Annotated in this window: 12 protein-coding genes; 7 read left to right on the forward strand and 5 right to left on the reverse strand. The window is 63.3% G+C overall.

Translation table 11 applies throughout. From position 1 onward, the window contains the following. Positions 1 to 20 precede the first annotated feature (20 nt). From LWE61_RS07865 to LWE61_RS07890, 6 genes are all read left to right on the forward strand, one after another. Positions 21 to 2264 (forward strand): TonB-dependent receptor, encoded by a 2244-nt coding sequence (locus LWE61_RS07865; protein ID WP_234149508.1) that lies wholly within the window; start codon positions 21 to 23, stop codon positions 2262 to 2264. A gap of 70 nt (positions 2265 to 2334) precedes the next feature. Continuing rightward, the gene (locus LWE61_RS07870; RefSeq protein WP_234149509.1) at positions 2335 to 3750 is read left to right on the forward strand and encodes an MFS transporter; all 1416 of its coding nucleotides are present in this window, start codon (positions 2335 to 2337) and stop codon (positions 3748 to 3750) included. Further along, on the forward strand, positions 3747 to 4766 hold the full coding sequence (locus tag LWE61_RS07875) for a DUF3089 domain-containing protein (RefSeq protein ID WP_234149510.1): 1020 nt from the start codon (positions 3747 to 3749) through the stop codon (positions 4764 to 4766). Before LWE61_RS07870 ends, LWE61_RS07875 begins: the two co-directional genes overlap by 4 nt. Continuing rightward, positions 4763 to 5671 (forward strand): alpha/beta fold hydrolase, encoded by a 909-nt coding sequence (locus LWE61_RS07880; RefSeq protein ID WP_234149511.1) that lies wholly within the window; start codon positions 4763 to 4765, stop codon positions 5669 to 5671. Before LWE61_RS07875 ends, LWE61_RS07880 begins: the two co-directional genes overlap by 4 nt. Continuing rightward, the gene (locus tag LWE61_RS07885) at positions 5668 to 5988 is read left to right on the forward strand and encodes a hypothetical protein (RefSeq protein WP_234149512.1); all 321 of its coding nucleotides are present in this window, start codon (positions 5668 to 5670) and stop codon (positions 5986 to 5988) included. Before LWE61_RS07880 ends, LWE61_RS07885 begins: the two co-directional genes overlap by 4 nt. Further along, a complete protein-coding gene (locus tag LWE61_RS07890) occupies positions 5985 to 7103 on the forward strand; it encodes a class I SAM-dependent methyltransferase (RefSeq protein WP_234149513.1) in 1119 nt (372 codons plus the stop codon). The genes LWE61_RS07885 and LWE61_RS07890 overlap by 4 nt, the downstream gene beginning before the upstream one ends. 79 nt (positions 7104 to 7182) lie before the next feature. Here LWE61_RS07890 and LWE61_RS07895 read toward each other — a convergent pair whose 3' ends face one another. From LWE61_RS07895 to LWE61_RS07915, 5 genes are all read right to left on the reverse strand, one after another. Next, complete coding sequence (locus tag LWE61_RS07895; protein ID WP_234149514.1) at positions 7183 to 7977, reverse strand: alpha/beta fold hydrolase; 795 nt, start codon at positions 7975 to 7977, stop codon at positions 7183 to 7185. Next, positions 7974 to 8756, reverse strand: coding sequence for an SDR family NAD(P)-dependent oxidoreductase (locus tag LWE61_RS07900; protein WP_234149515.1), 783 nt, complete (start codon positions 8754 to 8756; stop codon positions 7974 to 7976). The genes LWE61_RS07895 and LWE61_RS07900 overlap by 4 nt, the downstream gene beginning before the upstream one ends. After that, positions 8749 to 10086 (reverse strand): histidinol dehydrogenase, encoded by a 1338-nt coding sequence (hisD, locus tag LWE61_RS07905; RefSeq protein ID WP_234149516.1) that lies wholly within the window; start codon positions 10084 to 10086, stop codon positions 8749 to 8751. The genes LWE61_RS07900 and hisD overlap by 8 nt, the downstream gene beginning before the upstream one ends. Positions 10087 to 10273: 187 nt before the next feature. Continuing rightward, the gene (locus LWE61_RS07910; protein WP_234149517.1) at positions 10274 to 11581 is read right to left on the reverse strand and encodes a sigma-54-dependent transcriptional regulator; all 1308 of its coding nucleotides are present in this window, start codon (positions 11579 to 11581) and stop codon (positions 10274 to 10276) included. Beyond that, positions 11578 to 13290: a sensor histidine kinase gene (locus tag LWE61_RS07915; RefSeq protein WP_234149518.1), complete on the reverse strand. Its 1713-nt coding sequence runs from the start codon at positions 13288 to 13290 to the stop codon at positions 11578 to 11580. Before LWE61_RS07915 ends, LWE61_RS07910 begins: the two co-directional genes overlap by 4 nt. A gap of 233 nt (positions 13291 to 13523) precedes the next feature. Between LWE61_RS07915 and LWE61_RS07920 the strand changes: the two genes are divergently transcribed. Beyond that, a complete protein-coding gene (locus LWE61_RS07920; protein WP_326490621.1) occupies positions 13524 to 14861 on the forward strand; it encodes a dicarboxylate/amino acid:cation symporter in 1338 nt (445 codons plus the stop codon). The last annotated feature ends 23 nt before the right edge of the window (positions 14862 to 14884 follow it).

The following is a 14884-nucleotide window of genomic DNA, read 5'->3' on the forward strand; positions in this document are numbered from 1 at the left end:
AACTGACAGGGTGGCAGACCATGAAAAAAACGACTCTACTCGCCAGCACGATCATCGCGACAACGCTGATGTCCATGCCCGCCATGGCGCAGGAATCAGCGTCCCAGGCCGCCACAGCGGAGGAAGGCGACGCCATCGTCGTCACGGCGCGCCGTCGCGAGGAAACCCTGCAATCGGTGCCCGCCGCCGTCAGCGCGGTCACGCAGGAATCGCTGACCCGCGCCGGCGCCACCAATCTGGCTGACATTGCACGCATGACGCCGGGCCTCAGCTTCAACTCCGGCAATGCGGGCGGCCTTGCGGCGCCCACGCTGCGCGGCGTGACCAACGTCACCACAACGACCTTCGACAATAATGTCGGCGTCTTCCTCGATGGCGTCTATCTGTCAGGCAAGTCGAACCTCGACATCGACCTGTTCAACCTCGCCCGCGTCGAGGTCATCAAGGGACCGCAGAGCGCGCTGTATGGCAACAACGCCTTTGCCGGTGCGATCAACTATGTCCTCGACAAGCCCAGCGACCATCTGACCGGCCGGGTCAAGGCGACCATCGGCACGGATGGCCTGTACGAGGTCGCGGGCAAGCTGAGCGGCCCGATCACCGATACGCTGCGCGCGACCGTCGTCGGCACCTATTCCAGCTTTGGCGGCACCATCAAGAATGTGTCGAGCGCCAACCTCGGCGGCTGGAAATATAAATGGTCCGGGTCGGCCATGCTCGAATGGTCACCCACCGACGCCCTCACCGCCTCCGCCTTCTATTATCATTATGAGGACAAGCTGGACGGCGGCGCGAACTATATGTTCACCAACAATTGTGGCGGAGTGAACAGCAATGGGTCGACCAACAACCGCGGCGGCAGCAACCTGCGCTACACCTGCGGCACGCTGACCGCGCCGGACGTGCTGAACGTCGATCCGGCGTCCTATTCGACGCGCGAGACGAACCTCGCCATCGGTCGTCTTGCCTATGATTTCGGCTCGGTCGCACTCCGCTACACTGGCTCCTATGCGAAATATAATACATTCGCGTTGCAGGATCAGCATCTGAACTCGATGGGCGGTCGCCCGACCGCCCTGCGGCGCTTCACCCAGCCGTTCGTCGGCCCGGTCCGGGAATGGAGTTCGGAACTGCGCCTGGAATCCTATGGTAATGCGACCTTCGACTGGGCGGTCGGCGGCTATTATTATGATCGCGCCGCGACGCAGGTGACGATCGTCGGCGAAAGCCCGGAGCAGATCAACAAGAGCCTGAACAACCGCAACGTCGAAAATACGAAGATGAAGTCCGTCTTCGGCCTCGGCACCTACAAGTTCACGCCGGACCTGAGCCTGGAAGCACAGGGCCGCTGGACCTGGGAGGACAAGAGTTCGGTCCTGACCAACTTCCTCACCAACGCGACGCTGCGCCCTGCCGCCAAATTCTCCTACGGCACCTATCGCGTGACGGCCGACTGGAAGTGGGCGACCGGAAAGTCATTCTATGCGGTGGTCGCCAGCGGCACCAAATCAGGCGGATTCAACAACACGTCCGTCCTGTCAGAACAGTCCTTTGGTCCCGAAAAGAACACTACATTCGAAATCGGCACCAAGAACAGCTTCCTCGGCGGCAAAGTGCTACTGAACGCCAGCGCCTTCCACATCGACTGGACCAATCTCCAGCTTTCCGTGCCTTCGGCGGTTGCGGGGCAGACCAATCCCGTCACAAACATCGGTTCCGCGACCGTGGACGGCTTCGAGGTTTCTGCCGATGTCCGCCCAACGCGCAACTGGAGCATGAATCTGGGCTTCAACTATACCGATCCCAAGTGGAAGTCGGGCACCATCGACTATAGCGCCACGCGCGCCTGCCTCACCCCGGCCGCCTGCGGACTGCCCGCCGCCATTGTGAATGGGATCGCCTATGTCGACATCAGCGGCTTCCAGATTCCGCGCACGTCGAAGATCCAGTATGTCGCGTCAGGCACCTACACCTTCCCGCTGGCAACCTCCGATATCTATATCCGCGGCGACGTCTCCTATCGCTCCGCACAGCCTGCCGGCACGACCGCGCTTCAGGACACCGGAGACCAGACGTTAGTGAACGCCCGCATCGGATGGAAAACCGACAAGGTGGAAATCTCCGCTTTCGTGAAAAATCTCTTCGACAAGGCCTATATCCTCAGTTCGATCAACGAACCAGAATTCGTGCCATCGACCACTTTCACCACCGGCTTCGTCGGCAATGGGCGGCAATTCGGACTTACCCTCGACTACGGTTTCTGATCGAGTCACACAGGGGGAGGCAGACAACTGCCTCCCCCGTTCATTTCATGTCTGAATCTTGGAGAATGATATGGCGACGCTGGCCGCAGAGGGCGCGAACGGGCCGGACAGTCCCACCGCAAAAGCCGAAGCCCTCCCGCTCTCCCTGTGCGTGACCTATGGCGTTGGCACCGTCGCCGTCTCCATCCTGCTCAACACCGTCACCACCTATTTCCCGGCATTGATGAGCACCGTGCTGGGCCAATCCCCGGCGCTGGCGGGCCTGCTGCTTACCTTTTCCAAGCTCTACGACATCTTCGTCGATCTGTTCGTGGGGCATCGTATCGACAAGACGAAAGAGCGGATGCGCCGCCGTCGCCGCTATATGGTGATCGGCGCAATCATCTCCGCGGTCAGCTTCTACCTGATCTTCAACCCGCCGGTGGACGATGGACCCTGGCTTGTCTTCACCATGGCGGCGATCCTGGTCTTATACTCGACCGGCTATTCCTTCTTCGCAGTCCCCTATATCGCCATCGCGCCGGACATAGCGCGCAGCTATGACGGACGGACCAAGCTGATGAGTTACCGCACCTTCTTCGGCGCTGTGGGGCAGATGATCGCGCTGGCTGGTGCCGCCGCCCTCATCAAACTGGGTGAGGATGGCGCGGCAGGGTATCGCATCATGGGCGGCGTGCTGGCCCTCACCATATTTATCGCCAAGATCGCTACTGTGTTCGGCACCTCCGGCGTCGCTGATTCCACTCAGGCGATCATCCCGGACAAACCCGGCTTTACAGAAAGCGTCCGGCAAATCTGGGGTAACAAACCTGCCGTGCTGCTCACCACCGCCAAGATATTGCAATATATCTCGCTGGCCGTGAACATCAGCACCGGCCTGCTGTTCAAGCTCAACGTGCTCAAGATTGGCTATGAAGGACAGATCCAGCTGTCGGTGGCGCAAAATATCGCCATGGGCCTGTGTATGCCCATCTGGCTGATGGCCGGGCGACGTTTCGGCAAACGAGCCTGTTATCTCGCGGCCATCTCGCTCTATGCCCTCACCATGCTAAGCTGGCTGTTGGCGGACAGCAGCATCACCACCCTCGGCCTCGTAACGCGCGGTGTGCTTCAGGGCGTTGGGGCGGGCGGCATGATCCTGATGAGCCTCGCCATGTTGCCAGACGTGATGGAGAATGACTTCGCCCTCAACGGCATCCGCCGCGACGGCATCTATTCCAGTATCTACGCGATCATCGAAAAGGCCGGTTTCGCGATCGGCGCTGCGGTCAGTGGCCTCTATCTCAGCTATGCGGGCTATGTCTCCACCACCAAGGGACAGTTGGTGCAGCAGTCGGACGGCGCGGTCGCTGCCCTCTATGCAGGCAATGCGGTTATCCCTGCGGTGCTGCTGTCCCTGTCGTTCATCGCCATGTGTTTCTACCGGCTTGATCGCAAGACGGTGCAATCGCACTATGCCGCTGCCGCAGTGGTGGAACCCGAATGAGGGGCGCACTGGGCAGCATCGCCAGGCTGGCCCTCCCCCTCCTCACCGCAGCGGCACCGATCGGTTTCGATCAAAGCAATCACCCCGCCGCGCCCGACTATGCACGGGCTAACAGCTGGATGATGCGCGGCATCGACGATGCCGCCGACAAACCGGCCGATCTCTTTTACATTCAGCCGACCACCTTTCGCTCGAAAGACTGGAATCAGGACATGGCCGACGCGGCCACCAACCATTGGACCGACATCAGTGTGGGCGCCCGCCAAGTCAGTGCCTTTGCAGATTGCTGCCGCCGTTTCGCCCCCAGATACCGGCAGGCATCGACTGGCACTTTCTCCTCCACATCGGGCGACCGGGAACAAGCCTATGCGCTTGCCTATCAGGATGTGCGCAGCGCGTTTCGCGCTTTCCTCGCGGTACGGGGCAAAGAGGACCGGCCCTTCATCCTCGCCGGACATAGCCAGGGCGCGTTGCACGGATTGCGACTGTTGGAGGAGGAAATTGCAGGCACCCCGCTCGCCCGCCAACTGATCGCCGCCTATCTTCCGGGCATCGGCATCCCCGGCGATGCACTTCCCTCCAGCATCCCGGTCTGCGCGACGCCGCGTCAGGCTGGCTGCATTGTCAGTTGGAACAGCTTCACGGCCACCGCCGACACCAGCGGCTATATCGCCCGGTCGCACGCTGCCCATGGCACGGAAGCCGGCACAGCACCCTTGCTGTGCGTCAATCCGCTGACCTTCTCGATTGCCCGACCGAAAGCAGGCTATGGCGCGGCCAAGGGCGCACTGCCTGGTCCCGCCATTGAAGGCCCCATGCCCTCTCCACAGCCCAAGGCCGTCGCGGCCTATTGCGATGGCAATGTCCTGCGCGTGACCCCTCGCCCCGGCTTGGCCGTCGAACTGCTGCCCGGTGGCAGTGCTCACATGGCGGACATCGCGCTCTTCTGGGCAGACATCCGGGCCAACACGCTTGTCCGTGTCAGGGCCTTTCACAATCAAGGGAGCAAGCAATGAGCGCAGGACCGACCATTGCCCGACGCAGTTTCTTGGCGGGGGCCGTGCTAGTCGCCAGCGCGCCCATCATGGCCGCCAACAGCAAAAAATTTGGCGCGCCTTGGACCGGGGGCGGGACGATCAAGCGCGCGGGCGGGCAGATCAACTATCGCACCGTCGGCCCCGCCGATGGCGAACCTGTCGTCCTGTTGCACAAAGTCGGCGGATGGCTGGCGGACTGGCGCCATGTTGCACCGCTGCTGGCGGCGCGCTGTCGCGTAATCGCGATGGACATGCCCGGCCATGGCGATTCCGCCATGCTCGGCACTCCCCCCTTCGTCATGACTGTCGATGAGAATAGCGCGGCCATCCTCTCCGCTCTGTCCGAAATCGGGGTCGAGCGTTTCACCGTTGCTGGCAACTCCCTCGGCGGTATCTGCGGCATAGCCATGGCCGCTTTCCATCCGGAACGCGTGCGGAAGCTGATCGTGGTGAGCGCCAGCCTGTCGAGCGGCATCAACAGAACCAAGCTGGACGAGCAGGAAAGCCATCGCGATCCCGCGCTCTGGACCGCGGACTGGCGCCCCCGCAGTCGCTCTGCCCAACAGGTGATGGATTTCGCCACACTGGACCCACAGGTGGAGGTAGAGCGCAATCTCAGCCGCGCCAAAGCGGACCGCTGGGTTCGCTCATCGGAACGCGGCGTCGGGCTGACCGACGTGCCTGCGCTGTTGGCACGCGTGAAGGCGCCGACATTGCTCATCTATCCCGACCGGGGGCATTATGAACGCTATATCGAAGTGGGCAGGCGCGTATTGCCCTCGGCCAGGATCGTACAGGTCATGAATACCGGCTCCTTCATCCATCAGGAAAAGCCCGCCGAAACCGCGAAACTGATACTCGATTTCCTGGGCAGCCCGTCATGACCGACACAAGCGTTCGTAACGCCGCTATACCCCGGCATCCCATCGAGGGTTTGCCCGACACGCAGGACCAGCTCTTCGGCATGTTGACGGCTCTTGCCGCCCAACTCGCGGTGACGCGCGAACGGCTCGACACGGTGGAACGTCTGGCACAGGCTGCGGGGCTTTTCGGTCCCGATGATGTCGATAGTTTCCAGCCCGACGGGGCATCAAGTCAAGCGCGCGACGGCATCCGTCAGCACCTGATCGCCCGCATTTTCCGCCCGGTGCAGGACGCTTCCGTTCGAACCGCAAGACTGCTCAGGGGAGAAGGCGCATGACCCATCCCATGTTGCCCGACGCCAATCATGACGAGATGGCGGAACAATTGTTCGTCCGTGATTTCAAAACCTTTCTGTCCGGCGCTGTTGAAACGGAGCAACGGGCCGCCGCCCTCACCCTCGATCCCGGTAAACGACATAATGCCCGGACCGAGCAGGTCTTCGAGCGGCTGCACGACCTCGACAGCTTTCGGAGCTGGGCCAGCCTGCGCCGCAGCGCACAGGAATTAATGTGGGATGTGGTCGGCGCGTCGATCGGCAGGCAGGCACGGGATCTAGAGGACAGGGCGCACGCCGCCCCCGCCCTCGGCTCCGTGACGATCGATCCCGAATTCGTGACGCCCGCCCATCTGGCGGATACCGACGTCCATCTGATGCCCGGCGGCTATCAGGGCGACGACGGAGGCGTGGGACAGGGTGCGCTGATGGATCGCGGCGGCGCAGTCTATATGCTGGGCCGTAATGGCGGCTTCATGAACGATGCGCGCGGCCATACTGCCGCCGCGCATCTGATGGAGCGTTTTCCCGACTTTGCGCCTCGGCATATTCTCGAACTGGGCTGCGGCATCGGCTCCAGCATTGTGCCGGTGGCGAGCTATTACCCCGGTGCGGAAACCCATGGCATCGACGTGGGCGCATCGCAACTCCGTTACGCCCATGCCCGTGCGGCCCATATCGGCGTTCCGGTGCATCTCCGACTAGGCGATGCGCTCCACGCTCCCTTCCCCGACCAGTCTTTCGATCTGGTCTTCACCTGCGTCACCATCCACGAACTGCAACCAGGCACCATCGGCGCCATGCTGGACGAATGTCACCGCCTGTTGCGTCCCGGCGGAATCGTGCTGCATCTGGAAGTGCCGCAACGTTATGAAAAGATGGATTTGTGGGAGCGGATACGTGACGAGATAGAAGCACGCTACAATAATGAACCTAATTGGAAAGCTGCGATCAGCGCCAACTATACAACGCTTTTGGGGCAAGCCGGATTCAGCGGAATCGTGGTGGGCTATCAGGATGCCACGACCAGCGCGCAGCGCGGCAGGTCTGGCTTCGGCGTAGAATCAAAGGGAGTTTTCCGGTCTTGGGCGGTGATGTCAGCGGTGCGACCGAAATAAGTGGCGGGGACGACGAAGCGGATGAATCAGAGGTGGAATTGCCAACGTGCAACGGCGTAATGCCAATGCCTCCTCTGACTCACACCTCCCAATCCAGAAAATCCGTGACACAAGCGGCCACCTGATCCGGGACGGCCTGCAACATCGCATAGCCCAGATACTCGATCCGCCTCAGCCGACTGTCCGACACCAAATCCGCCGCACCAGCGCAATCCCCATGGATACCCAGCGGCTCGATCACCATGGTCGGCGCAGCAATGCGGGGCAAGATTTCGCGCAGGGGATAGAGGGCGATCGCCTCTTCGCCCCAGATCGCATTGCCCCCACCGCGATAAAATTCCTGATAGGCATCGCATCGGCGCTCGAACGGCACACCGGGCATCGGACGATCCATGACGCGGCGCCATTCGTCCAGCAGGTGCGAACCATCCACGCGCGGGCGCGCGGGCCAAGCATTGGCTGTGAAGAAGCCCTGCTGTTCGGATGTAAATAGCGGCGGCCCCGCCAATATGAGGCGGCGAACATGGCCCGGCCATGTTGCGGCAATCTCACTCGCGATACCCGCTCCCGTAAACAGTCCCATCAGGTCGAACCGTTCGACCCCCAATGCCTCGACAGCCGCCATGATCCAGCGTGCATAATCGGCAATGTCGGGCTGTGTAGCTGGGCGAAAGCTCTCGCCAAAACCGGGGGTGTCGACCGCAATCGCCCAACGGTCCGCGCCGAGCAGCGGCAATATTTCGGCATAGGTAAGGCTGGACGCCGGGCTTTGATGGAGCAGCAACAGCGGCGCTTGCCCCGCCTGCCGCGCTCCGCTCATCCGCACATGAACCTGTCCTTCGGCCGTATCGACAAAGGCCCGCCGGATCATCATTCCGCCGTCCACCCACCATCGACTATCATCGACGTCCCCGTCATCAGCGCCGACGCATCGGATGCGAGGAACACAACCGCCCCCATCACATCCTCCACCGTGCCAAGGCGGCCCAGCTTGATCTTGTCCAACACGCCGTCAAGAAAGGTCTGATCCTCGAAAAAAGCCTGCGTCATGGGGGTCTCGATAAAGGTCGGCGCGATGGTGTTCGACCGGATACCATGGGGCGCAAGGTCGAGGGCAAACGCCTTGCTCATCCCCTCGATCGCCCATTTGGACGCACAATAGAGTGAGCGGCGCGCGCCACCGACATGGCCCATCTGCGACCCGATGTGGATGAGGGATCCACCGCCACCTTCTGCGATCATCCGCCCGGCACAAGCCTGCGCCGTGAAGAAGGCGTTTTTCAGGTTGAGGTCGAGGACTGCATCATAATCCGCCTCGGTGACCTCCTGCATCGGCCTGGGCCGATTGGTCCCGGCATTGTTGACGAGGATGGAAAAAGCCGGACGCTCAGCGAAAAAGGTGCGGACCGCACCCAGATCGGCAACATCCAGCACCACGGCCTCAGCCACCCCGCCATCGGCACGGATGCCATGCGCCACCGCCTCTATCTCCGCAGAAGAACGGGCGACTAGCGTGACTGCCGCCCCCGCCTGCGCCAGTGCCGCAGCCAAAGCGCGGCCGATCCCCCGCCCCGCTCCCGTGACAAGCGCCCTGCGGCCATCAAGACGAAAACTGGGCGTGCGAGGCAACGTCTCCGAAGAATCATCACGCATCGACACGCGTCCGGTCGCTCGGCGTTGCCCCCGTGGCATAAGGTACATCACGCCCCCCGTGGCGGCGGACGCGCACATTCGCCTGCTCGCCGTGGCCCGCAAAGCCCTCCAGCGCGCATAGGCGGCTGCAATATTCGCCGATCAGCGCCGATGCATCGTCCGTCGTCACCTTTTGATAGGTGCAGGTCTTCAGGAACTTACCGACCCACAACCCGCCAGTATAGCGCGCCGCCTTCTTTGTCGGGAGCGTATGATTGGTGCCGATCACCTTGTCACCGAAGGAAACATTGGTCCGCGCGCCCAGGAACAGCGCGCCATAGTTGCGCATGTTCTCAAGAAAATAGTCAGGATCGCGCGTCATCACCTGCACATGTTCGGATGCTATCTTATCCGCGATGCGCACCATCTCCGCATCATCATCCGCCAGAATGATCTCGCCATAAGTCTCCCATGCAACGCGGGCGTAGTCGGCAGTAGGCAGGATCGCCAGCAATCGCTCGACCTCCCGCACCGTCTCCTCCGCCAGCTTGCGGGAGGTGGTCAGCAGGATCGCCGGGCTGTCCGGGCCATGCTCGGCCTGCCCCAACAGGTCGGTGGCCGCCAGTTCGCCATCGCATCCCACCTCGTCCGCGATCACCAAAGTCTCTGTTGGCCCGGCAAACAGGTCGATGCCGACCCGCCCGAACAGCTGCCGCTTGGCTTCGGCAACATAGGCATTGCCAGGCCCGACCAGCATATCGACGGGTGCGATACTCTCTGTCCCCAACGCCATGGCGCCGATCGCCTGGATGCCGCCCAGCGTATAGATTTCATCCGCACCGGCCAGATGCTGCGCGGCAACGATGGCGGCAGCGGGCACACCGCGAAACGGTGGCGCACAGGTGATGACGCGCGGTACGCCCGCGACCTTGGCGGTAATCACGCTCATATGCGCCGATGCCAGCAACGGATATTTGCCGCCGGGGACATAGCATCCCGCCGCATTGACGGGGATATTGCGGTGACCGAGGATTACGCCGGGCAGTGTTTCCACCTCCACGTCATGCATCGACGCGCGCTGGATCTGCGCAAAGTTGCGGACCTGCGCCTGCGCGAATTCAATATCCTTAAGATCCTGTCCGGTCAGCTGGTCCAGACAATGCTGGATTTCCACATTAGTCAGCCGATAGCTGTCGCGATCCCAGCCGTCGAACTTCACCGACAATTCCCGGACAGCAGCATCGCCCCGGTCCTGAATATCCGCCAGAAGGGCTTCCACCACGTCCCGGACCTTCCGGTCGAGGTCAGCCCGCAAATCCGCCGCCGCGCCGCGCTTGAGCCATTCCGCCATCACCATCTCCCTCTGCCTGACTGAGGAGACCTGCCGACAAATGGACGCCGTTTCGACCGTCGCCGAAAGGTTGATCGCAGTGCGGACGGAATGTGGATTGGTGGGAGGAGCGGCACCCACCGCTCAGCAATCATTACCGGACCATGGCGTGGTGCCTGAAAACCCTAAACCGTTGCCCTCACATGGCTCACCGACCGCGTAGCAACCGCAAGTCGATGCCATGCTTGTTGACCTTATAGTAGAAGGTCTTGCGCGGGACGCCTAGACTCTCGATGGCGCGACCTATGTCCCCGCGCGCGGCGATGACCGCCCCGACGATCGCATCGCGTTCAAAGGCATCGACCCGGTCGGACAACGAGGCCGCCGCATCCTCTGCCTCAGTTCGACCGGCCAGCGGATCATCCAGTCCCAGCACGAAGCGGTCCGCGAAATTCGCCAGTTCCCGCACATTGCCCGGCCAGTCATGCGTGGCGAGGCGATCGCGCACTTCCGCCGTGATCGGCGATACCTCCCGGCGCAGGCGCGCAGCGGAAATTCCGGCCAGATGCACGAACAACAGGGGCACGTCCTCCCGCCGTTCCCGCAACGGCGGCATCCGCAGGCGCAAGGTGGCGAGCCGGTAGAATAAGGCCGGCAATATGCTACCCGGCCCCTCCTCTCCCGCGTCGCCTGCCGCCGCGATCACGCGCAGGTCGAGTGGTATCGCAGCCCGTCCCCCAGATGGCTGGAGCGCACGCTGCTCGATCAACGGCACCAGCCGCGATTGCAATGCGCGTGACGCCTGATCCATGTCGTCCAGAAACAGCGTGCCCCGGCTCGCCCCGGCTATGCTGCCCTCCCCCACGCTGGCAAACAGTCCCGTCTCGATCACCGCATCCGGCACCGCGCCGCACGCGACCGGCAGGAAGCGATGCCGCGACCGTTTGCCCGCCCGATGGATCAGCCGGGCCAGCAATTCTTTGCCAGTGCCGCTCTCTCCCTCGATAAACAGGTCGATGTTTGCATCCGCCAGCATCGGGATCATCTCGCGTAAACGCCGGATCGCGGGGGATCGACCGACCAGCCCTGCTCCTTCCTCGCTGTCCGCCAGCATCCGCAACCGGCGATTGTCCAGCGCCAGCGCCCGCGCCATCGATGCCCGCATCACGGCGGCGACCAGCATCTCCGGGTCGAAAGGCTTGGCCATGAAATCCCACGCACCGGCCTTCAGCGCATCAACCGCCATCGCCACGTCCCCATGCCCTGTCACCAGCACCACCGGAAGCTCGGCATCGCGCACATGGAGCGTGCGGAACAACTCTATGCCGGAGATGTGGGGCATGCGAACATCGGTTACGACGACGCCCGGATAGTCTTCGTCGATGGCCGCCAGCGCAGGCTCCGCCGCCGGAAAGCTGTCAACCGTGAAGCCTGCAAGAGTCAACAACTGCGCTGTGGAGGCCCGCAGGTCATCATCATCCTCGACGAGCGCCACGCGCCTGACACCCTCGCTCATAGCGCACGCTTCAGGGTCATTGCGAAACAGGCCCCTTTCTCTGACGGCAGGAGGCGCAGGGTGCCGCCCATATCGGTCATGATGTCCTGCGCGATGACAAGGCCCAGTCCCAACCCCGTCTCCCGGCTGGTGGTGAAGGGCGTGAAGAGGCGGTCGGCGACGTCCGGCGAAATGCCGGGGCCATTGTCCGCAATGCTCAGCCGCACCTCCGCCTCGCCCCTCTCCAGCGACAGGATGATGCGCGCGTCCGGCCCATCCGCTAGCGCATCCAGAGCATTTTGGAGCAGGTTAACCACCACCTGCTCCAGACGGACCCGCCCGGCCATGACGCACAGATCGAGAGACAGCGGCGGGATCTCCAGCCGGATGCGGGACAGCGGTTCCTTGAGGATCAGCAGAGCACCTTCGATCACCTCGACAAGAGGGATCGCACCGATGGTGCCGCTGCCCTTGCGCGCAAAGCTCCTGAGCTCGGCGGTAACGGCTCCGATCCTCTCGGTCAGCCGGGCGATGGCGCGAAGGTTGCCGCGCACTTCCTCCACCTCGCCCCGGTCCAGCAATTGTTCGGCGGAGGCGGCGTAGGTGCGGATTGCCGCCACGGGCTGCGCCGTCTCATGCGCCACGCTGGCCGTCACCTGTCCCAGTGTCGCGAGGCGATTGGCCTGACGCAGACCCTCGCGCAGATCGGCGGCGCGGGCCTCCGCCGCGGCGCGTTCCTCCATCTCGCGGCTGAGGTTGGCAGTGCGTTCGGCAACGGCCGCCTCCAGCGCGCTCGTCCGCTCGCGCCGACGCCGGGACCGTTCCCGCAACAGACCGGCGAGCCCCACGATCAGGAGCGTCGCCAGTGCAATGGCGATCTGGGCCGTGCGGACGATGGAGTCGACCGCCGTGCCCGCTGGCAGAGCGAGATTGACCCGCCAGCCCGACGCATCAGGCGCGGTGGTGGCCAGCAGCAGCCCCGCCCGCGATCCAGGCAACTCCATCCGCCCGCCATCCAGCCGACGAAACGGGGTAGAGCGGAGCGCGGCGACACCCATGTCCACGCGGGCGGCGGCAGCGGCGGCGGGCGGGATCGGGCCGATGGTGGCGAAGCGCCAGTCCGGCCTGCTCGCCACCACCACCACGCCCGCGGCATTGCTGACGAAGGTGATACCGCCTGCTGCGCGCCATTGCCGTTCGACCCCGTCGAATTCCAGCTTCACCACGACGACGCTGCCGCCCCGCCCCTTGCGCGCCAGATACAGGCCGGGCTTGTGGCTGATCGTGCCCAGCGCGAACTGCTCGCCCGCGCCGGATCGCACCGCGTCGGCATAGTAGCGGCGAAAGCCATAGGGCTGGCCGACGAAGCTGGCGGAGGTGCGCCAGTTGCTCGCGGCAATGGCGAGGCCGTCCGGCCCGACGACATAGATGGCCGCCGCCCCAACCCGCGCGGCCAGCCCCTCCAGCTTGGCATCCAGCCGGTGCGCCGCGCCGGGCGCGCCCTCCACCGCGGCGACCACGTCCCGATCGTCGGTCAGGGCGAGGGGGAGGAGGCGGAAGCGGGCGATTTCGCTGGCGAGCAGCGCCTGTCGCAAGCGGGCGTCGGCGGCGGTGGAGGCCGCGAAACTGGCGCTGACCCGCTGTTCTATCACCTGTCCGGCGAGCAGCGCGGCCAGTGCGCCGAGCAGGAGAGCGGCGAGGGTCCATGACAAGATGACCAACCGAAACATGTGTTTCGGGATACGCCCTCCCGCACCGATGTGCAACTTTTGACACATCGTCCAACCGCATAGGCCATTATCGGCACAGGATCGGACCGCAAAACTCGTCAACAAACTGTAATATCAGAGTATTTTATGCATCATTTTTTCCTGCACCCGCAAACAGGCCGCCGTCATCCTCCAGCCTGAACACGACCCACCCCCGAAGCGGGCGGCGCGTGGCAGAGGATGAAAGGCCGATCATGCAGTTTGACACGACAGCCATGCCCACCAGCGCGCCACAAGCGAAACGCTGGTATTCGCATCTCTATCTCCAGGTGCTGATCGCGATCACCGCCGGCGTCCTGATCGGCCATTTCGCACCGCAGACCGGCGAGGCGCTGAAACCGCTGGGCGACGCCTTCATCAAGCTGGTGAAGATGGTCATCGCGCCCGTCATCTTCCTGACCATCGTCACCGGCATCGCGGGGATGCGCGACCTCGCGTCCGTCGGCCGGGTCGCGGCCAAGGCCTTCACCTATTTCCTCTTCTTCTCCACGCTGGCGCTGATCGTCGGCATGATCGTCGCCAATGTGGTGCAGCCGGGCGGGGGCCTGAACATCGACCCGGCCAGCCTCGACGCCAGCAAGGTCGCCGAGTTCGCGGAAAAAGCGCATGAAAGCACGCTGACCGGCTTCCTGATGTCGATATTCCCCGACACATTCCTGTCGTCGATGACGGAGGGCAATATCCTTCAGGTGCTGCTCGTCTCCATCCTGTTCGGCATCGCGCTGTCGATGATCGGCGACCGGGGCACGCGGGTGCTGGACCTGCTCAACGACGTGTCCATCGCCTTCTTCAAGCTGGTGTCCATCGTCATGAAGGCCGCGCCGATCGGCGCGTTCGGGGCCATGGCCTTTACCATCGGCAAATATGGCATCGGCAGCCTGTCCAACCTGCTGGCGCTGGTCGCGACCTTCTATTTCACCGCCTTCCTGTTCGTGACGGTCGTGCTGGGCGTGGTGGCGAAACTGTGCGGCTTCTCCATCTTCCGCCTGATCGCCTATCTGAAGGGCGAGCTGCTGCTGGTGCTGGGCACCTCCTCCTCCGAAAGCGCGCTACCCGCACTGATCGAGAAGATGGAGCGGGCGGGCTGTCCCAAGACCATCGTCGGTCTGGTCGTGCCCACCGGATACAGCTTCAACCTCGACGGCACCAACATCTACATGACGCTGGCCGCGCTGTTCATCGCGCAGGCGTGCAATGTGGACCTGACCATCGGCCAGCAACTGCTGCTGCTGAGCGTCGCCATGCTGTCGTCCAAGGGCGCGGCGGGCGTGACCGGCGCGGGCTTCATCACGCTGGCCGCCACCCTGTCCATCGTGCCGTCGGTGCCGGTGGCGGGCATGGCGCTGATCCTGGGCATCGACCGGTTCATGTCGGAGTGCCGCAGCCTGACCAACTTCATCGGCAATGCCGTCGCGACCGTGGTCGTCTCCCGCTGGGAAAATGCGCTGGACAAGGAACAGTTCGACGCAGCTCTCGCCGGAACCCTGCCCCGTGTCGAGGATCTGCCCGCCGATGCCGTCGCCGCCGAGTGAGTGCACCCGCATAGCTTGAAGGA

Source organism: Sphingobium sufflavum, from assembly GCF_021403115.1.
Classification (GTDB): domain Bacteria; phylum Pseudomonadota; class Alphaproteobacteria; order Sphingomonadales; family Sphingomonadaceae; genus Sphingobium; species Sphingobium sufflavum.